Origin of the sequence: Oceanobacillus damuensis (genome assembly GCF_001618145.1) — a bacterium.
Lineage (GTDB): Bacteria > Bacillota > Bacilli > Bacillales > Amphibacillaceae > Oceanobacillus > Oceanobacillus damuensis.
This window is the reverse complement of the sequence record NZ_LQNF01000027.1, coordinates 1-20,923: the sequence shown is the minus strand read 5'-3', so window position 1 is coordinate 20,923 and position 20,923 is coordinate 1. Positions and strand designations below refer to the sequence as shown.

Genomic DNA, 20,923 nt, shown 5'->3' with positions numbered 1-20,923 from the left:
TTATAAAGCAACAACCCATTTATGTCTTATATTAGTAGTAGTTAGTCAATTATCACCACTTTAAATTTAATAATTCCTCTAAGCCACAGTAGAAAATTCTTTTCTCCTAATGATTATATTAAAACAAATAAGTGCAAAGTTTGCATTACTTCTTACAAACTTGCACTTATATTTTCTTTGTAAAACTTACTTAACCTAAGAACTCATTCACAGTCTTAGAAACTTTTTCAACCTCTTCTTCCTTTAAATAAGGGTGCATTGGCAAGGATAGAACAGTATCACATAATTTATTGGTAACTTCAAAATCACTCTCGTTAAAACTCAAATCAGAAAATGCTTCTTGTTTATGCATTGGTTTTACATAATATACCATACTAGGAATTCCTTGTTCTTTTAAATAGCTTTGCAAACCATCTCGTTGTTCTTTAGAGTCTAGCTGTATTGTATATTGTGCTAAACTAGAATAATAACCATTTGGAATCACTGGCTTTACTACACAATCTGCTAGCTTATTGTTGTACAATTCATATACTCGATTAACATCATCTAACTCATGTTCTCTAAAGGCTCTAAGCTTAATCTTCAATATTGCTGCTTGTATTGTATCTAGTCTTGAATTTACTCCAATTCGAACATTATCATATTTATTTTCGCCTTTTCCGTGAATTTTTAAAGAGGTTAACAATGCTGCTAATTCATCATCGTTCGTAAAAATGGCTCCACCATCACCAAAGCATCCTAATGGCTTAGCTGGGAAGAAAGAGGTTGTTGCAGCATCTCCAAAGCTACATGCCATTTTTCCATCAATATTTCCTCCAAATCCTTGAGCCCCATCTTCAAGAACTAATACATTATATTTTTTAGCTACTTTTTCAATTTCTTGATAGTTTGCTGGTAATCCGAATAGATCCACAGGAATAATCACTTTTGGAGATAATTTCCCTTCTTCGATCGTCTTTTGGATAGCTTTGTCAAGTTTATTAGTATCAATATTAAAAGTGGTTTCCTCTACATCAACAAATACAGGTGTTGCACCATTTAAGGAAATAACTTCGCCAGTTGAAAAGAAAGTAAAATCAGGTACGAATACAGCGTCGCCTTCTTTTACATCCCAAGCCATCAGTACTAAGGAAAGCGCATCTGTACCATTTCCACAAGAAATACAATGTTTTACACCTACGTAAGCAGCTAATTCTTCCTCAAGCTCTTTCACTATTGGACCACCAATAAAACTGGCATTATTCATTACTTCTTGAACTGCTAAGTCAATTTCATCTTTATATGTAGTATACTGCGTTTTTAAATCTCTGAATTGCATATTAGACCCTCCGTGCTGTTATTAAGATATTACTTGCAAATTTAATTTAACTACTTACCTTAAATGTTAACATGAAACTTTGAAAATTATATTCTTATTTTTTATACATAATGGCCTATGTATACTTCCTTCATATTATTATTCTATATAATTTAGGAAGGGAGAGGTAATTAAAATATTTTATTAGGTTTTAGCTAAATAGCTATATTACATTGAATCTATGATGTTATACCGATCCTTTCCCCCTAATAACCTGTACTACAGTCTTAAAAAACACTTTTATATCAATCCACAAGCTAAAATTATCCACATAATACAAATCATATTCAATTTTCTTCCCATGCTCCATATCACTTCGTCCATTTACCTGTGCCCATCCAGTAATACCTGGTTTAACCTCTAATCTTCTTTTCTGATTTTTATTATAACAACTTGATATAGCTATAATTTCTGGACGTGGACCAATTATACTCATATCACCTTTAAAAACATTATAAAACTGCGGTAATTCGTCTAAACTATACTTTCTTATAAAGCTACCTACCTTTGTGATATTTGGATTGCTCTCAGAACGCGTTTTGAATACGAAATCATCTGGCACACCATTTCTCCAGTTATACTCACTATGAGAATTAGATGGTACAGGGACTTGGTTATTTTTCATGGAGCGAAACTTATACATCTCAAATACTCTATCATTTAGTCCACTTCTTTTTTGCCTAAAAAAAACTGGTCGTCCATCTTCCTTTACAATTAGAATTGTTAATACTAGAAAGATTGGCAAAAGGATTAGCATTGCAATCATGCTAAGGATTATGTCAAAAGTTCTCTTAATAATACCTTGAAATGGCTTTTTCGATTTCATGTATTCTGTTTCTGTCTGTTTCACTGAGCTGCTCACTCGCCTTTACTCCTCCCCTACCATCTGCAATACCGATCACTTGGTTTGGTTGTTTTATATTATCCACAATTACAGTACCCTCAGAGCCAATATAACCTCCAGAGGCCACTTTTACCCCCTGAATTTGAGCTTGACCAAATATTTCATTAAAAAAGCCTATTGTATAATCATGAGTGGATAGCATTTGATATGGCAGAGCTATTCTTGTATCAAGTCTAGTGATGTTAATTTTTTTATTTAACATCTGTTGAATGAAATCTTTACTAAAGTTATTAATTCCGCCATCAATGATAAGTGTATGCTTACCAATATGCGGTATTAGGGATTCTTCTTCAGTAAATTGTCCTGACAAAAACGATATGATTACATCTACATTTTCATGTCCCTGCAATAGAGAAAACGATTGTAACGGATAATTATACTTTGGAAGAATGAAATTTAGAGCATTAATTACTACTTGCTCTTTTGGTATCTTTCTGCCCTTGATATATACTTGTGCTTGTCTCTCTGCAATTCTAATTGCAATTTTACTTGCCAGATTACCTGTACCTATTACTACTACCTTTTTGTTTGCCAGATCATCTTTATAATAGTTGCGAATTAATAGGTCACATGATTCTAGTGTAATATCATTTGGTTTAACATTTACTATTCGTGACTCTTTAACAATAATTCTAGCAATTTTATATAAATTTATATTTTGTTTTTGTTCTACGTCTATGTATATATAATCAACCTTACCATCAAAAAAGGAAAGTGTCTCCTTTAAATATTCTTCATTATTAATCATAAAACAAGACATAGCCAAATTTGAAATTATACGTCTAGGGAGAATACGAAAGTCTAATGCATGTTTAGCCGTCGTACTAATAGTAATTGATTTCATTTTATAACTATTCAAATAATCTAATTCATCTATTAACAACTTTTCAATGTCCATATAAAACACCCTTAAACATAATTTAATATAAAAGACTTGAAATTATTTAACTAACTTTTCTGCATCTTCCAACATAATTCGTTCTAAATTGTTAGCTAATAATTCCCAGTCATGGTTTTCATGCACATATTTATAGCCATTCTCTCCCATTATATGTAACTCTTCTAAATTAACATTTCTTAAAAAGTTAACTAAGTTATGAACAAATTCTTTTTTAAATACTTTTCCCGCTTTATATTTTTCAACAGGGGTGTCATCTAAGTCACACATTAATAATACAGGTAATGATGCAGCCATATAATCATAAAGTTTATTTGGACTAATTCCCCATTTAAACACTGGAGACTCTTTTAATGGAAGTAGGCCAATATTTGTTTTTTTTAAAATTACTGGTATATATTCTTTTGGGAGTGGATCAAAGAATGTAACATTATCTATTTTTTCTTTTTCTTTTCGTTTTATTAAATGTTGTTTTTGAGGACCACCGCCAACAAAAATAAAATGGACTTGTGGATTAGCGTTCATAATTAATTTTGCTGCGTCCAAAACTGTATCTATATTATTTGCTAAACCTAGTGTTCCAGTATATGCGACAATTATTTTATCTTCTAAATCGCTAAGTTTTTTCGTAATATCCTTTGGCAGTTCAGTAATTTTATCAAATCTAGTAAAATCTACTCCGTTTGGTAAATAAACTACTTTGTTTTTAGTAATTCCTCTACTCTCTACATAATTGATTGCTTTATCAAAGAGTAAAATAATGCGTTGTGAATTTTTATATAAGTATTTTTCTAACCTACTTAAAACAATAATTGCTGGATTTTTAGGAGACATCTTTCCTAAATCTATTAATGATTGTGGCCATAAATCTCTTTCTTCAAAATAGAATAAAGCTTTTTTCCTCTTAGCTATTAGGTATCCAACATAGGCCGCAAGCGGATGAGCGAGTGATCCTAACACTATATCAGGATTATCCTTTCTCTTTTCACCATATAAATATGCTTTTATTGTATAATTAAGCATATTTATTACCCTACGCCAATTATTGTTTTGGTAAGGAAACGTTTTTAACCAAACAAATTTTACACCTTCATAATCTTTTTCAGTGTATTTTTCTGAGGAATCTTTTAAATGCTCCTCTTTTAATGCCTGATGATTAAAAGAGGAAGCAAAAATAGTTACATTATGACCTTTCTTAATTAAATACTTAGCTAGATCGAAATGTCTTGTAATACCATTGGAATTCGGACCTACTGCATAATGATTGTATATCCATATATTCACTTAAATCTACCTTTCTTGATTGCGCAGCAATTGATTGTCATCAACATATTTAAATTTCTTTGCAGGTGAACCTAAAACAAGTTCTTCACTTTCTACATTTCTAGTCACAACACTTGCAGCTCCAACAGCACCATCTTCTTTAATGATTTTTCCTGGTAAGATTGTTGCGTTTGCTCCAATTCTGCCTCCTGTTTTAACAGTTACACCTCTAAATTGACTAAATCGTTCTTTACTTCTTCCCATGTAATTATCATTAGTAGTTACTGCACAAGGCGCTACAAATACATAGTCGCCAAGTTCCGAATACGCAGTAATATAACAGTTCGTTTCTAATTTACACCTTTTGCCTACATTACAATCATTCTCAACTGCTACTCCTCGTCCAATTATTGTATATTCTCCAATAGTTACACGCTCCCGGACAGTAGCAAGATCAGCAATAAATACATTATCTTCAATATTACAATTAGCATAGATTACAGAAGAAGTTCCAATAGTAACTTCGGAACCAATTTTGGCTGCAGGTAGTTGATTCGTTTTAGGGAGAATTGAAGCTTTTGCTCTTATTGGTTGTTTTCCAATCACTGCATTATCTTGTATTATTACATTGTTTCCTATTACAGTTCCAGCATAAATAATAACATTATGTCCTACAACTACATTGTCGCCAAATATTACATCTTCTTCTATAATTACATTTTCTCCAATTTGAGGTTTATCCATTATTGTCCTCCTAGTTCTTCCCAGAGAAATACTCTTTTATAATTTGGACTATTTTTTCACTAGCTTTTCCATCACCATATAAGTTCTCTTCATAATCCTTTTCTTCAAAAGAATTAATTAAATCTACTAAATTATCATTTAGTGGATTTACTAATTGATTCCAACCAATCTCTACGGTCTCTATCCACTCAGTTTCATCTCTTAATGTAAAACAAGGCACTTTTGCAAAGTAAGCCTCTTTCTGTACGCCTCCAGAATCGGTTACTATTGCAGTAGCATGTTTTTCTAGCAGTAACATTTCTAAGTATGATATGGGCTCAGATAAAACTATATTGGATGCATTTTCAAGCTTTTCAAGCAAGCTATAATCTTTTAATTTGTTCTTTGTTCTAGGATGTAAAGGTAAAAATACTTTATGGTCTATTGATATTAGTGCATTTACAATAGCTCTCATTCTCTCCAAGTTATCAGTGTTCTCAGCGCGATGAATTGTACCTAAAATGAAATCTTTCGATGTCAATTGAAAATCAGTCAATGAATGATTTTCTTCTGCTATGTCCATATTATATAAAACAGCATCATACATAACGTCCCCAATTTGATGAACACCATCTGTAATGCTTTCTTTTTTTAGATTTTCAACAGCAAGATTAGTCGGAGCAAATAATAATTCAGATACATGGTCTGTCATAACTCGATTTATTTCTTCTGGCATTCTTTTATTATAGCTTCTAAGACCTGCCTCAATATGGATTACAGGGATATGTAACTTACTAGCAACAAGTGCCCCGGCTAATGTAGAATTTGTATCTCCATACACTATAATAGCATCCGGTTTTTCCTTTTCTATCACTTCTTCAACTTTAATCATCATGGTACCAGTTTGTTTACCATGAGGCATTGAACCAACACCTAAATCATAATCAGGTTTTGGTATTTGAAGCTGTTCGAAAAAAACACCAGCCATATTATAATCATAATGTTGTCCTGTATTAATTAGTACTTCATTAAAATGTTTTCTTAACTCTCTAGATACAGCTGCAACTTTCACTAATTGAGGACGAGTACCTGCAATTGTTAATAATTTCAAAAGATCACCCTTTTTCTATAATTTGTAATTCAAATCCACTCTATTTTCAATATATTTTATTCACAAGTAAAATAAATTTATACAATCTGTATAATTGTAATTGATTTATATCCTATATACTTAAAATCTAATAAAGTATCATACTTAATTTATGATAAGAACAACTTTGAATTACAAAAGTTGGTTTCTTTATTGAATTATAGTAATAAATTTGATTGAAAAATCTGTTTTCAATTAATCTTTATTATTTATTTTTCACCAATTTTCTTTTCCAAACTCCTATACATTTTAATTAATTTTTCACTTTCAACTTCCCAATTATATTTATCTTCGACTGCCTGCCTACCATTCCTTCCCATTTCAGCAGCTTTATTTGGGTTTTCAATTAACCATTTTATTGCATCTGCGATTTCTGCTGGTCTTGTAGGATTAACACAAATACCGCAATTATTAACTTCAACGATTTCTTTCCATAAAGGAAAATTAGATGCAATAACTGGTATACCTGCTGACATGTATTCGAACATCTTATTTGGTTGTGCATTAACATGATTAGGTTCTGGCAAATATAGAACTAGACCTGCAATAGATTCATTTAACAATGAATTTACTTCTTCTCTACTAAGTAGCCCAACATAATTTATTTTCGATTGTTTAATTTCATTCTCTAATTCGCTAGAGGAGGTTGGTCCGGCAAGTACAATATCACCTTCAACCAAGGTTGACGCTTTTATGATACTATGAATACCTCTAATAGTATTAATTCCTCCTACATAACAAACTTGTCTATTTTTTGATTCTGTTTTGTCTGTGCTAACAAGTTCATTAAGTAGAGGGTAATTATTTATATCAATAGTATTCTTATTTTTTTTAAGAAACCTATTTGCAATATGAGGTGTTGCACCAACTACAAAATCAAATTTCTTCGCCTGCTTATTTTCATATAATTCAAATAAAGTAGAAACTATCTTTCTTAGCCATTTTGGTATCCAATATTTCGACATGATAGCCCGGGGCATATCTTCATGAACGTCATATATCACTTTTCTTCCGGATTTTTTTAGTTTTAATGCAATAGGTATTAGTTCTGGGTCATGAATATGATAAATATCCGCATTTACTTTTATTGACTTTTCATAAACTAAACTAGTTGTGTGTGTCATTCTTTTCAGACGGTTTACACTCCCAATATTTATACCGTGTATTTTTACTTTGTTTTTAGCATATGACTTTTCAAAAGGCACAATATAATTCGTATCAATTCCCTTCACGGCTAATGTACTACATTCTTTAATAAAAATTCGAATATCTTCTGGACTATGTAATGATGTTAAATGACATATTTTCATAATAATTACCTCTGAGCAGGATTTTTTAATCGAAAGTAGCTTTTTCCAATAAGAGCATGAATTCTATTTAAAGGAGAATTCATATACCCTTCCCATCTATTTGAAACGTCTAATAACTTTTTACTACCTACCTCATTAGAAATATACTTTAGCTGTGAGACTTGTAGTGAATGATAGCTAATGGTACAGTAATTTCTTATCTTAGTATTTTCATTGGATAAATCATAAGTTGACCAATTACTAAATTCCCATCTACCTATATTTCTTTCGATACTTCCTATAGCTTTACTGAGTAAGGAGTTTACTCTTTCAAATTTACTATGATCTTCAGGTAATATCTTTCTTAATTCAATTATTCCAATCAAAGAGTAAAGAAAACCATTTAGTACGTGTACTGCATCTTTGACGGGGTATTCCTCGAAAAAAATATCATTTTTATTTAGTAAGCTTAGTACTCCTCCACCAAGAGTTGACTTTTCAAATGGTGATAAAGCAAGTATTGCTATGTCTAGGTACTTAGGATCCTTTGTTAAAAAATAACCTCTTGTTAATATGCTAATTGCCTCCCCTTGAGCCATACAAGAAATCCAAGGAGACGATAACTCTTCCCAATCAAAATAATAATACCATTTACCTTCCTCATGGTTTTTTTCAAACCAACCTAACACCTTTTTGTATTCTTCTAAATTATAGTTGTTATTACCAAGTTGATATCTATTCCAATGACTTAATCCATAGGCAGCTACCCTTGTTGGGTTATATTTTGAACCTACTGATTTATATTCCTTTAAAGGTACTCCCATCTTGTCTTTAGGATGATAGTATATCAACTCATTGTCGAGAGTGAAATCTAAGTCTATAGGATACATAAAATTTTCTCCAGGGTTAATAAAAGTGTATTCTTTCTTACCTGAAAGAAATTTTTGAACGTCTTGAAATATCTTCTTGCTAACCATGTTCCACCACCTTATTATATAATTCTATTAGTTTTATTTCTTCAGTTTCCCAATTTAAACTTTTTGCTACTCTTTTTGAGTTAGCTTTATATTCAAAAATAATATCTGGGTTATTAACTAAATATGATAGTTTATTTATCAAATCTTCCTCATCTCTATCTTTAAAGGTAAGACCAATTTTGTTTTCGTGCACTACTTTCTTCATTTCTTTTAGATCAGTCATTAATAATGCTAATCCCGCTTGAATATATTCAAACAGTTTATTTGGCATGCAATATTGATGGCTTAAACTTTCACCTTTAATAGCATGAACACCAATATCTGCCTGGGAAGCTAGTGATATTACTTCTACTGGATGAACCGGAGGAATAAAGTGAATATTTCTTTCAAATCCTTCTAAATCGTATTTACTTTTCAACCAATTAGGAATATCTTCGTTTCCTATTAATAACAAATGCAGTTTTGGATTATTTAATTTTATAAAAGCATTTAAGATTAAGTCAAAACCACGAGTAGGAAGAATACCTCCAACATATGTAATTATTACTGAATCTTCACTAATATTAAATTTCTCTCTTACATTTATTAATGGCGTTTGATTTTCATTATTTAAGTAAGGAGAATTAAGAATAACTGCAGGACGGTCTTCGTTGACTCTCTTATGAATTAAATCAGCAATCCCTTCTGATACTGTAATTATCCTATCGCTTTTTTTCGCTAAAAAATATTCAACCTTGTTAAAGATAGAATTCAGTGCACTTGGAAACTCCTTAGTCATATTCGAATCTTCTCTAAATTCGTGTGAGTCATAAATTAACTTACACTTAAATTTGAGTTTAGTAAGATAGCCAATTGGAAGTGCTTGAAAATCATGTACGTGTATAACATCTGGTTCTAAAGTTTTCACCAATTTTAAACTCTTATAAAGAATTTCTAAATACTTAAAAGGCAGCATAATTTTACTTTTAAATTTCCGACTCTTAATATTTAAACGATAAACTGTAACCCCACTCATTATTTCTGTATTTTTTTTACTATTTGACTTATCATTAATTGCTATTACTGCTACATCATAATTATTTTCTTTCAAAGAAATAACTTCTTTCAAAATCCTAAAATCAGGATTAAACTCATTTAAAACAATGTGAATAACTCTATACATTTAACCTTCTCCTTGTTCAAATAATTTAAATATAAAAATTCAGTAAACAAAAGTTTCTATACTGATGCCCCTCTTTTTCTTGAATTTTGCTGTAACAGTAGAAACCCAACTATTAATACGACCGCAATTATATCAATATTTATGATAAAACTACTTAAACCAGTTAAAGCTAGTTTATGGAACTCTATTATTAGCCAAGTATTTAACGCAATTGTGATTGAGTTATTAGAAAGCCTAGAAACAAAGTATTGAATTGAATATAATAATATTCCAACTACAAATGAACTAATAACTACTGCAAAAAATCCAAAGTTAGCGTACATTTCTCCCCAAAAAACTGTCGGTGCAGATCCCACTATTCCTTGCCCTGTTAACCCTGAATTAATATAGTTTGCAACGAAAGCTTTAAGGTTAAATGGATCCCACGGGAAAATTCCCCCAGGATTAGGAAATGAAGATCCAAGAAGATAACCAATCTCATTAGGAAAAATATCTATGTAAAAATATGCTGGAGTTAGTTGTCCAGATGTAGTCCTGTTAAAAATCATACTAAAGATTTCTGCATTTGTTCTATTTTCTAATCCCATGAAGTACTTAAACATGAAAAAGAGAATCACAATAATTAAAAAACCAAGAGAAATTAATTGTATCAAAGAAACCCTTTTTCTTTTTGTAATTAAATAAGTAAATAAAAGACCAAAAATCAACCATATAAAAGGTGCTTTATGCGTTGGAACGATAGCTGCAAATGAAGCTATTAGAAAAACCATCCAAAATATTAACTGATTCTTCAGGTTTTTATTAATTAAAAGCTCGGCAAATGTAAGGTAAGTTAACAGAGTTAGTATTGTGGAAAAAAATAATGTATACCAGTGATAGTCTCCACTAAAATCATTTGTTGCTAAACTCCTTAAAACTTGCAAATTTGCCTCAGAAGACCCCTTTAAAAATTCAACTATAGGTATAGCTGGTAGCTTACTTAAGTAAACTATAAAAACAATTAAACTAACACCGAATAATAGGAATATAGATCCTTTAGTGGAAAAACCTAAAGTTTGTATTTCGAAACTACTTTTATTAATATCCCGCATCCCTAATACCTTATTACTAAAAATAAAGCCAATAATAACAAGGTATAGAGAAAGACTACAATAAAACCATAACCTAAGAACCTTATAAGGATTATTTATCCCAATTAGTATTCTATAATCATCCATTCCAAAGAACAAAGACAAGAGTCCTATATAACTAAACAGGAGATAACCCAGGAAGAAGATACTAGTTATACTTGGCTTTAATAAATCAATAGCTGATAACTTTACTAAGAGGAAAAAAAATAGCAAAGTTAATAAAAATAATGTTACAAATAATATAGATAACATATAAATTCCTCACTAGTATTATTTTCAAAACTTCACTACAAATCGCTAGTTTTGTTTCTAGCAATATAATAATTGATAATAATTATAATTAAATAATGCATTCCCAAAAACACACTATATAATAACAAGTAATTAGTTATTGATAGATTGTAAAAATACGCTAATACAAAAGCTAAAATTGAAAATACCAATAACGATAATTGCCATAACAGGTCCACAATTTGCTTTCCAAAAATTATTGATATTAAGGTTAATGGTGATGCTATAAACCTCAATAAAAATAAAGGTATTAGATATTTGGCATAAGTTCCAGCTACTCTCCATTCTTCACTAAAAACAAACACAATAATCTCTTCTATGAATAAATATAGGAACGTGAATATTGGTATCGATATGACCAACATCTTTATAAGTGTAGAAATATACACTTTTTTAGCATTTCCTATTTCATTTCTTTCTTGGCTAGCTTGTTGAAAAAAAACTTGACCCACTGACTGACCTATTATAGTACTCGGTAAACCAATTGTCCTTTGTACAAGGGAGTAATACCCCACTGCACTTGCTGTATATAAAATAGAAATAAATATATTAATAGTTTGCCTAGTTAATACACTAAAAAGAGTACCCCAAACTGTTAATAGTGGAAACTTTTTATATTCCCAAGCTAATTTTTTCATCTTTTTAAAATTTATATTACTAATTAGTTTTTTATCTGTAAGAATATTTTTTGCCAAAGTAAAATTTGTAAACATATGAGATACAATCTGACCAATTATTAACCCACTCGCACCTGCTTTTATAAATCCAAAGAATATTTGAACCGTTACTAAAGAAGTAGATTTTATAATTTTCACCTTCGATATCAGTCCAAAATTTTTATATTTTGTATTTAGATAGTTAAGTGCATTAAATAACCCACTAAAGAAAATAACAACAGGAATAAAATAGAGCCAGAATTTAATTTCCTCATTCCCCAGTAAAATAAGTATCTCGTTTTGGAAGATAAGAATTAGCAATAACAATAAAACACTAAGACTGAGTGATACCGATATTGATAAGGCAACTAAATTAATTGAATCTCTTTTATCTTTTGGTATTACTATAGCAAGTTCATATCTTCCGTTAGCAATCGTTCCAAATATTCCTGTTATAGCAAGAAAAATAGCTACGACACCAAAATCTTCTGGTGAGTACAAGCGGGTTAGTATAGGTGAAGTAGCTATCGGGATTGCCTGCGCTATGGAAGCGCCAGTCAATAACTTCATTACGTTACTATTAAATTCATTTTTCTTTTTATTAGCCATCTTGTATTTCACTTATAATCTATAATATTTTTTATTTTTTTCTATATTTTTGTAAGAGTTTCTAGTATCAAAAATAACTTTCGATTTCAACAAAATTTCTTCATAGTCAAATCCACTATGGTCAGTGGCGATTACTACTAAATCAGTATTCTCTAACAAATCTTCGGTTATAACTTGATGTGGATATTCACTCCCATTCTTATATTTAAACTCTCTCACATTTGGATCCACAACAGTCCAATCAGCTCCGCCTTCATCAAGTTTTTCTAATATAGGCAATACTGGTGATTCACGATAATCATCAATATCTTTCTTATAAGCAACACCTAAAACAAGGATTTTAGAACCGTTCAGAGCCTTACCTGTTTTATTTAAAATTTCCATAATACGTGAAACAACATAATGTGGCATTTCATTGTTAATTTCACCAGAAGTTTCTATAAGTTTTGTATGATAATTATATTCACGTGCCTTCCAAGTTAAATACCAGGGATCAATAGGTATACAATGGCCACCTAATCCTGGCCCAGGATAAAATGGCATAAATCCATAAGGTTTTGTAGCAGCTGCATCAATTACCTCCCAAACATCAATACCCATTTTATTACATAAAACTGCCATTTCATTTGCTAGAGCAATGTTAATATTTCGGAAAGTATTCTCATGAATTTTTTCCATCTCAGCTACAGCTGGACTGGAAACTTGATGAATATCGCTTTCTAGTACATTCCCGTACATTGTCGCTGCTACTTTTGTACAATTTTTAGTTACTCCACCAACTACTTTGGGCGTGTTCTTTGTTTTAAATTGTTTGTTACCTGGGTCAACACGTTCTGGTGAATAGGCTAGGAAGAAGTCTTCGCCACATGTTAATCCAGTTTGCTCTAAAATTGGTTTTAATAATTCCTCCGTAGTTCCAGGGTATGTCGTACTCTCTAGAACCACTAGCATACCGTCATGAATGTAATCTGAAATATCATGAGCAGAACTTTCAACATAATTTGTGTTCGGTTGTTTATAAATATCTAAAGGTGTCGGTACACAAATTGCAACCGCATCTACTTCTTTAATAAATGAATAGTCCGTTGTCGCTTTTAGCTTTTTATTTGCTACTAATTCCTTTAGTTCTTCATCAACTACATCTCCAATATAGTTTATTCCTTGATTAACTTCTTCAACTTTTGATTCCTGTACATCAAATCCAATTACATTATAACCAGCTTTTGCTTTTTCAACAGCTAAAGGCAAACCTACATAGCCTAGCCCAACCACACCAATTACAGCTGTTTTATTATTTAGTTTTTCAATTAATTTTTCAGCAAGTTGATTTCCTTTTTCTTTAGTTGTTAACATATTCTTTCTCCTTTTAGTTGGATTGGTTGATTCTTTTTAGCAGATTCATAGAATGAAAGTACTAATTCTAACGATTTTCTACCCTCTTCACCAGAAACAGCCGGTTGTCTGTTTTCCTCAATAGCTTTTACCATATCATCAATAATACATTGATGGCCTGGTATACCAAACGGATCTTCGTTTATTTTTTCTTTAATTTCATTGATTTCATCTTCGTTCATACCTTCGATTTCTAAGTGATCAAAGTAGATTGCATTCTTTCCGCCAATCTTGACAGTACCTTTTTCACCAAAAAGTGTAATTGATTCTTCAAAGTTTTGTCCATAAGCTGTAGTCGAAGCTTCTACTAATCCAAGTGCACCAGATTCAAATCTGATTACACCTGTTGATACATCTTCAGCTTCAATTTTGCGTAATCTTGTTGCTTCCATACTAAAAATTTGTTCAGGTTCACCCATAAACCACAATAATAAGTCTAAATTATGAATTGCTTGGTTCATTAATGCACCACCATCAAACTCCTTAGTACCTCTCCAAAGTGCTTGATCGTAATACTCTTGGTTTCTATTCCAATTTACAATTGCATTGGCATGGCTTATTTTACCTAACAAATTTTGATCCAGTAATTTACGTAACTCTTTTACAACTGGTCTGAAACGATTAGGGTGTACAATAGAAAGCTTTACTTCGTTCCTATCACAAGCTTCGATAATTTTATCTGTTTCTTCTAAAGTCATTGCAATGGGCTTTTCTAAAATGACATGTTTATTTGCATTTGCTACTTTAATAGCTAGTGGAGCATGTAACCCAGTTGGTGTACATACAGATATAACATCTATATCCTCTCTAAGTAACATTTCATCTAAATCTTCATATGCTTCGACACCATACTCCTTAACATAGGGTTCCATTGCGGTAGGGAGTTTGTCACTTACAGCTACTAGATTTGCATTTTCAACATCCTGTATTGCTTTCGCATGTTTCTTGGCTATAAAGCCACATCCAACAATGGCAAAATTCATTTCAACAACTTCTTTCTGTAATAAATTTTAATTATATAGTTTATCATTAATCAACTTTTTACGGCTAACATTTTTCTTTCCGCATAAACAATATTCATAAGTTCATTTTTCAAAGTTTCTTGATCATAACAAGCAAACCTCTCAATCAACTCATCAAGCAGTTCCCTATCAACCTCAACCGTCCGCCCAACATAAATCTTCTCATAAACCGCATCCGGATGCACTTCATCCTCACCCAAAAGCTCCTCATACATCTTCTCCCCAGGCCGTATTCCAGCGAACTCAATCGGAATCTCTTCTTCTGTATATCCAGATAATTTAATAAGGTTTCGAGCCAAATCCACAATCTTCACAGGCTCACCCATATCCAATACGAAAATCTCCCCACCATTCGCCAATGTCCCTGCCTGAATCACAAGCCGCGATGCTTCTGGTATCGTCATAAAGTAACGCGTCATATCCGGATGGGTAACCGTAACAGGTCCACCACGCTCAATCTGCTTTTTAAACAGTGGAATAACACTACCACGGCTTCCAAGCACATTACCAAATCGTACGGCGACAAATTTCGTCTTGCTTCGCTGTGCCATATCCTGAACAACCATTTCTGCAACACGTTTTGTGGCGCCCATCACGTTTGTTGGGTTAACTGCTTTATCTGTCGATACCATCACAAATTTATTCACACCGAAGGCATCGGCAGCTTCTGCCACATTTTTCGTACCGATAATATTGTTTTTTACCGCTTCATGCGGATTATATTCCATTAATGGTACATGCTTATGTGCTGCTGCATGGTAAATGATTTCTGGTTTGTGCTGATTTACGACATCAAAGATGCGCTCCCTATCCTGCACATCCCCGATAATCGGAATAATTTCTGTTTCGGTATCGCCATAGACACGTTTCAATTCCATATCAATATTATAAATGCTGTATTCTCCGTGTCCCAAAAGCAAAATTTTCTTCGGCGTAAAACGCATTAGCTGACGGCAGATTTCGGAACCGATTGATCCACCTGCACCAGTAACCATCACCGTATTCCCAGTGACATATTCGGATATCATATCGATATCAAGCTTGACCGGCTCACGACCGAGCAGATCCTCGACTTCGACATTTTTCAGATGGCTGACAGATACTTTCCCTGTCATCAGATCCTCGATTTTTGGAATCATTTGTACTTTTGCATTGGTTTTATTACACTCTTCAACAATTTTCTCAAGTTGGCCATTACGTAACGAAGGAATGGCAATAACGATATGTTCGATCTCAAGTTTTATTGCTACTTCTTCAATATCTACTGTTGTTCCTGCCACAGGTAAATTGTACACCTGCATTTTTTGTTTGTTAATATCATCATCCACAAAGGCAACCGGACGTAAATCGGTGTTGCTATGTTCATTTCGGAGTTGCCGGGCGATCATCGCACCCGCAGATCCAGCACCGACGATTAATGTGCTTTTTTTGGTTGTATCTTTTTTTATATAACGATCGCGGACAATGTGCCAAACAAAGCGGGAGCCACCAATCAGGATAATGTGCAGCATCCAGGTGATGAGCAGTGCTCTTCTGTACACCGTTCCATTTACAAGCAGCTGGACACCACCGACTGCGATAATCGAAAAGGTGATCGACTTTACAATACTTACCAGCTCTCCCACACTGGCATAGGCCCAAACTTTATTGTACAGCTTATATATGAAAGCAAACATATGATGAAAGACTAATAGTGCGGCTGCACTGATGAAAAGTTCATCGATAAGCAATATATTTGGATAAGATGGGTAAATTACCCAAAATGCAATAAATATCGCTGTACTTACAATGAGAGAGTCCAACAATATAAGCAATGCAAGCCTTTTACGATACGACATAAATTCAGTTCCTTTCCTTAAATAACTTAATGCGCATTCCTTATAATCCACTACACTTCAACAGATTCTCTTCCATTCGACATAATCCTATCCAAGTATTCTACCATATTTTTCCTGCCTTTTATGTTAATTTTTTTATAAATTTTACTTATATGTACTTTTGCCGTTCCTTCGGTAATGTTCAGCTTCTCTGCGATCTCGCCATTCCGCATATTTTGCCTTAAATAATAGGCTACTTCCACTTCCTTTACGGACAAGTTGGAACTATATTCATTCAGTCTCTTATTAAAGAAATCAAAGTTATCATGTCTTAATTCATCCAATCTCTCCACAAATTCCGCAGTCAAAGCAGTAGGGATAACAAAATAATTGTTTTGGGCGTAGATAATCGTACGAATCAAATTATTTGCAAAATCTGAACGCTTTTCTATTATACTATCAATTCCGGCTTCAATGATTTGGAAATAATAGACAGACTGAAGATTGTTTGCCGAAGTAATTAATTTTACATCTGGAACAGTTGATTTAATGCATTGTATCATTTTGATGATTGTTTCGATTTGCATTTCTTCCATATCCATTATAACAATTTCAGGCTTCATCTGTTGAATGGTCAAAATCGCATCTCTTTTGTATTCTATACAATCTATCAACTTTAAGCTTCCATAATTCTCTATTTTTTCGGTAACTTGTTTAGAGAATGGAATCTTGCTTATGTATGCAACAGTAGTCATATGAAACTCCCCGCCTATTCATCTAAAAAAATAGTCCATATCTAAAAAGATATGTTCTAATAGTACAATAGCACGAGTCATATTATTAGTGACTTTTGGAAAAAAAAGTCATATTTGGGCATTTAGTCCTTTTTTTGGAATATATGGTTAAAATAGGCGACAGCTTTTGTACGGTTATGGATGTCTAATTTGTTATAAATTTCACTAATATAATTTTTAACGGTACCTTCACCAAGGAATAACTTCTTGGCAATTTGTTGATTAGTATAATTTTCCATCAGCAAGTATGCGATATCAATCTCCCGCCTTGAGAATTTGTATCCCATTCTTTCCAGACCCATCGCAAAAATCTGCTTCTTGTCCATGGTCAATTCACGTATTCGTTTTGCCAGTAGACGAGCCACTTCGCCCGAGAAGACAACCTCCCCACGATATGCCATACGGATGGAGTCTACCAGCTGGTCTGCATACAGCGCTTTTATGAGAAACCCATCTGCACCAAAATTAATCCCGGTAATTACTTGATCATCCTCTGCTGTACTTGTCAGCAGAACCACTTTCATATCGGGATAATTGTCTTTGATGAATTTCGTCGTTTTAATCCCATCCATATCGGGCATATGGATATCCATTAAAACGACGTCAGGATTTTTATGACTGATTTCCTTGATGGCGATTTCTCCATTGTCAGCTGCACCAATAACTTGAATGTCATCTGTATGCTCCAGGATTGATTCAACTCCATCACGGAATAAATGTTGGTCTTCCACTAAAAGAACTTTAATCACTGAAATGCTCCTTTTACATAGGTTAATCTATACTCCCCCTAAAACCTTCTCTATTTATATAGTAAACGTTGGGATGTACAAATAAACGTATTGCCTGAAATTTATGGATGCATCCAGAGTTAAAACAGACCGAGGAACTTTTTCTTTTTCACCTGGGAAGGCTCCATCCGGTTGACATTCATATTATCGATCAATAATTGACTATTCTCTAAAAACATATAAAAATAATCGCTACCATACTTATCTTTAATTTCATGGAAAGCATCTCTCATGCAGAAACCACGCGTTGTCGTATTATGTGCATCCGATGCAACAAAATGCGTCAGGTTCGCCTCGATAAGATCATAGGAGAACTTCTGGATGTTCTTGCCGAACTTTCCGAAAATACTTGCAGCTGTAACCTGGCTTAATGCGCCCTTTTTGATAAATTCATACAGTCTGCCCGGATGTTCAATAAGCTCCTGATTACGTTCCGGGTGAACAATGACAGGCGTATAGCCCGCCACTTGGATGTCGAACAACATTTGGCTTGCATAGCGCGGCACGTTTGCGGATGGAAACTCGATAAAAAGATATTTGGAGTCATTGATAGACAGCAGGCTCCCATTTTCAATATCTTCCAAAATATCTCCATTGATGCGATTTTCCTGTCCAGGAAGAATCTTTAGCGGGATATCTTCTTTCACAAACAGTTCACTTAAAATTTGCACACTATTTATAATGGATGGGCGATCATTATCATACTTACCATTCTTATTATGAGGGGTTGCGACAATAGTGGTGATGCCTTGAGCCACTGCTTCTCTTGCCATTGCCAAACTATCTTCTTCCGTCATTGCTCCATCATCAACACCAGGCAGGATATGGGAATGAATATCAATCATTGTTTGACACTTCCTCTCTTAAATATAGCATCTTATTAAGCTATTATTATATCAGAGACTTATCTTTGTTACAATTGACGATTTTTCGGGGAAAGTAGGTAAAATGGACTATAAATAAAATCATATCATAACTGGACATGATTTCCAATTCATTCCTTATAAAAAAATAAACCTCTCTGCATTGCCTAGCAGAGAGGTTTATCTATTTATTAATTTGTCCCGTAATAATAGTAATAGTTTGATGCTTTTTTCTCACGACCGTTTAAAACAGTCCCAAGCAATTTGGCCTTGGCTGGTTCTAAGATTTCTTTTGCTTTTTCGGCTGCTTCCAATTCTGTATGCCCACTTCTTACAACAAGCAAAGAACCATCGACAACATTAGCCAGGATTTGAGCGTCTGTAACTGCCAATACAGGCGGGGTGTCGAATATTACAATATCATATACTGCTGTCGCTTCCTTTATAAAGGCCGCCATCTTTTTTGAAGCAAGCAGCTCAGAAGGATTCGGAGGGAGCGGCCCGCATGAAATGACATCCAGGTTTTCCACATCGGAAGCATTGACTGTTTCAACTAATGTATTCTCACCAACCAATATATTGCTCAATCCTCTTAAGTTATCAAGGCGGAACGTATAATGTACCGTCGGTTTTCTAAGGTCGGCATCAATCATCAATACTTTCTTACCGGTTTGAGCGTACACAACTGCGAGGTTTGCAATCGTCGTAGATTTCCCTTCACTCGGTCCGGAAGAGGTCACAAGCAGTGATTTAATTTCGTTATCCACGGAGGCATACTGGATATTCGTACGAATCGTACGATATTGCTCAGACACCGGTGATTTAGGGTTTAGCTTAGTGATGAGATTTCTCATCTTGTTGCTTGCTTTAAATTGATTTCTTTTGCGCGCCATCGTAGCCACTCCTTTGCTTCCGGCTTGATTCAAAGTTGAATTGGTTACCTCTGATATCCTCTTCACTCACTAATGAGATGACACCAAGTACTGGCAACCCCAATTTCTTTTCGACATCTTCTTCTGTAGTAACTGTGTTATCCAGGTATTCAAGCAAGAAGGCGATACCTACACCAAACATTGCGCCAAGTACAATTGCAATGGCAATATTAAGGATCGGGTTTGGCGCAACCGGTGTCAGGTTCGGACTAAGTTGCGCTTCTGTCAGTATGCTTACATTATCGACATTCATAATATCCGGTATTTTCGTTTCAAAGGTAGATACCGTTACATTGGCTATATCCACGGCTGTTGCCGGATTTTCGTCTGTAGCTGTTACGGTAACAACCTGAGAATTATCCGCACTGGATACTTGAATGTTTTCAGAAAGTGTTGCTGAAGAATAAGGCAAGTTTAATTGCTCCACCACATCGTCTAAAATGGCAGGACTTTTTATGATTATATTATAAGTATTTATCATTTGGACGTTTGTTTGTATGTTGTTTGTACTGAGTTCAGACGGATCCTGTAGCTTCTGATTTACAATGAACTGTGAGCTGGATTGATAAGTAGGTGTTAATACGAAATAACTTATAAGTGCAGCGACAAGCGCAAAGCCAAACACTAAGGCCGTAATCTTTAAAAAGTGCTTTTTCAAAACCCCGAATATCTCTTTCAGGGAAATCGTTTCTTCCATTTTGGTACCCCCATATAGTTTTGTTTTGTCTAAGATTGTTGAAATATTTCATAGAATTTCATTACTTTTCGACATTACAATATGGAATTATAACACATTAAACTGTTCTGTAATATGTTTTTTTGAAATATTTACAAATAGTATGTTTTTTTATGGGGGTTGATTAGAGATTTTTTTCATAGCAATATTACAAAAAGATTACAAATGTC

The 20,923-nt window shown here is 33.4% G+C and carries 19 protein-coding genes; all 19 read right to left on the bottom strand.

Annotation, left to right across the window (positions count from 1 at the left end; translation table 11 throughout):
* Positions 1-190: 190 nt before the first annotated feature.
* On the bottom strand, positions 191-1,318 hold the full coding sequence (locus A4245_RS14280; RefSeq protein ID WP_067729078.1) for a DegT/DnrJ/EryC1/StrS family aminotransferase: 1,128 nt from the start codon (positions 1,316-1,318) through the stop codon (positions 191-193).
* 226 nt (positions 1,319-1,544) lie between these two features.
* On the bottom strand, positions 1,545-2,207 hold the full coding sequence (locus tag A4245_RS14275; RefSeq protein ID WP_234402422.1) for a sugar transferase: 663 nt from the start codon (positions 2,205-2,207) through the stop codon (positions 1,545-1,547).
* The gene (locus A4245_RS14270) at positions 2,149-3,159 is read right to left on the bottom strand and encodes a hypothetical protein (protein WP_067729077.1); all 1,011 of its coding nucleotides are present in this window, start codon (positions 3,157-3,159) and stop codon (positions 2,149-2,151) included. The genes A4245_RS14275 and A4245_RS14270 overlap by 59 nt, the downstream gene beginning before the upstream one ends.
* Positions 3,160-3,201: 42 nt before the next feature.
* On the bottom strand, positions 3,202-4,443 hold the full coding sequence (locus A4245_RS14265) for a glycosyltransferase family 4 protein (RefSeq protein ID WP_067729076.1): 1,242 nt from the start codon (positions 4,441-4,443) through the stop codon (positions 3,202-3,204).
* Between the two features lie 6 nt (positions 4,444-4,449).
* Positions 4,450-5,166 (bottom strand): acyltransferase, encoded by a 717-nt coding sequence (locus A4245_RS14260; RefSeq protein ID WP_067729075.1) that lies wholly within the window; start codon positions 5,164-5,166, stop codon positions 4,450-4,452.
* A 10-nt stretch (positions 5,167-5,176) separates the two neighbouring features.
* Positions 5,177-6,256, bottom strand: a complete 1,080-nt coding sequence (gene wecB / locus A4245_RS14255; protein ID WP_067729073.1) for a non-hydrolyzing UDP-N-acetylglucosamine 2-epimerase — start codon at positions 6,254-6,256, stop codon at positions 5,177-5,179.
* Positions 6,257-6,504: 248 nt separating this feature from the next.
* Positions 6,505-7,605, bottom strand: coding sequence for a glycosyltransferase family 4 protein (locus A4245_RS14250; protein WP_067729071.1), 1,101 nt, complete (start codon positions 7,603-7,605; stop codon positions 6,505-6,507).
* Positions 7,606-7,610: 5 nt separating this feature from the next.
* Positions 7,611-8,561 carry a D-glucuronyl C5-epimerase family protein gene (locus tag A4245_RS14245; RefSeq protein WP_067729069.1) on the bottom strand — a complete coding sequence of 317 codons (951 nt, stop codon included), beginning with the start codon at positions 8,559-8,561 and terminating at the stop codon, positions 7,611-7,613.
* Positions 8,554-9,723 (bottom strand): glycosyltransferase family 4 protein, encoded by a 1,170-nt coding sequence (locus A4245_RS14240; RefSeq protein ID WP_067729067.1) that lies wholly within the window; start codon positions 9,721-9,723, stop codon positions 8,554-8,556. Before A4245_RS14240 ends, A4245_RS14245 begins: the two co-directional genes overlap by 8 nt.
* A 56-nt stretch (positions 9,724-9,779) precedes the next feature.
* Positions 9,780-11,105 carry an O-antigen polymerase gene (locus A4245_RS14235; protein ID WP_067729065.1) on the bottom strand — a complete coding sequence of 442 codons (1,326 nt, stop codon included), beginning with the start codon at positions 11,103-11,105 and terminating at the stop codon, positions 9,780-9,782.
* A gap of 35 nt (positions 11,106-11,140) precedes the next feature.
* A complete protein-coding gene (locus A4245_RS14230; RefSeq protein WP_067729063.1) occupies positions 11,141-12,409 on the bottom strand; it encodes a lipopolysaccharide biosynthesis protein in 1,269 nt (422 codons plus the stop codon).
* A 12-nt stretch (positions 12,410-12,421) separates the two neighbouring features.
* Complete coding sequence (locus tag A4245_RS14225) at positions 12,422-13,762, bottom strand: nucleotide sugar dehydrogenase (RefSeq protein ID WP_067729062.1); 1,341 nt, start codon at positions 13,760-13,762, stop codon at positions 12,422-12,424.
* Positions 13,756-14,784 (bottom strand): Gfo/Idh/MocA family protein, encoded by a 1,029-nt coding sequence (locus A4245_RS14220; RefSeq protein ID WP_067729061.1) that lies wholly within the window; start codon positions 14,782-14,784, stop codon positions 13,756-13,758. Before A4245_RS14220 ends, A4245_RS14225 begins: the two co-directional genes overlap by 7 nt.
* 50 nt (positions 14,785-14,834) lie before the next feature.
* Positions 14,835-16,661 (bottom strand): polysaccharide biosynthesis protein, encoded by a 1,827-nt coding sequence (locus A4245_RS14215; RefSeq protein WP_067729060.1) that lies wholly within the window; start codon positions 16,659-16,661, stop codon positions 14,835-14,837.
* A 50-nt stretch (positions 16,662-16,711) separates the two neighbouring features.
* The gene (locus A4245_RS14210; protein ID WP_067729058.1) at positions 16,712-17,395 is read right to left on the bottom strand and encodes a response regulator transcription factor; all 684 of its coding nucleotides are present in this window, start codon (positions 17,393-17,395) and stop codon (positions 16,712-16,714) included.
* Between the two features lie 122 nt (positions 17,396-17,517).
* Positions 17,518-18,183: a response regulator gene (locus A4245_RS14205; RefSeq protein WP_084268815.1), complete on the bottom strand. Its 666-nt coding sequence runs from the start codon at positions 18,181-18,183 to the stop codon at positions 17,518-17,520.
* A gap of 119 nt (positions 18,184-18,302) precedes the next feature.
* Complete coding sequence (locus A4245_RS14200) at positions 18,303-19,067, bottom strand: tyrosine-protein phosphatase (protein ID WP_067729051.1); 765 nt, start codon at positions 19,065-19,067, stop codon at positions 18,303-18,305.
* Positions 19,068-19,276: 209 nt separating this feature from the next.
* Positions 19,277-19,978: a CpsD/CapB family tyrosine-protein kinase gene (locus tag A4245_RS14195; protein ID WP_067729050.1), complete on the bottom strand. Its 702-nt coding sequence runs from the start codon at positions 19,976-19,978 to the stop codon at positions 19,277-19,279.
* Positions 19,953-20,714 carry a YveK family protein gene (locus A4245_RS14190; protein ID WP_067729049.1) on the bottom strand — a complete coding sequence of 254 codons (762 nt, stop codon included), beginning with the start codon at positions 20,712-20,714 and terminating at the stop codon, positions 19,953-19,955. The genes A4245_RS14195 and A4245_RS14190 overlap by 26 nt, the downstream gene beginning before the upstream one ends.
* Between the last annotated feature and the right edge of the window lie 209 nt (positions 20,715-20,923).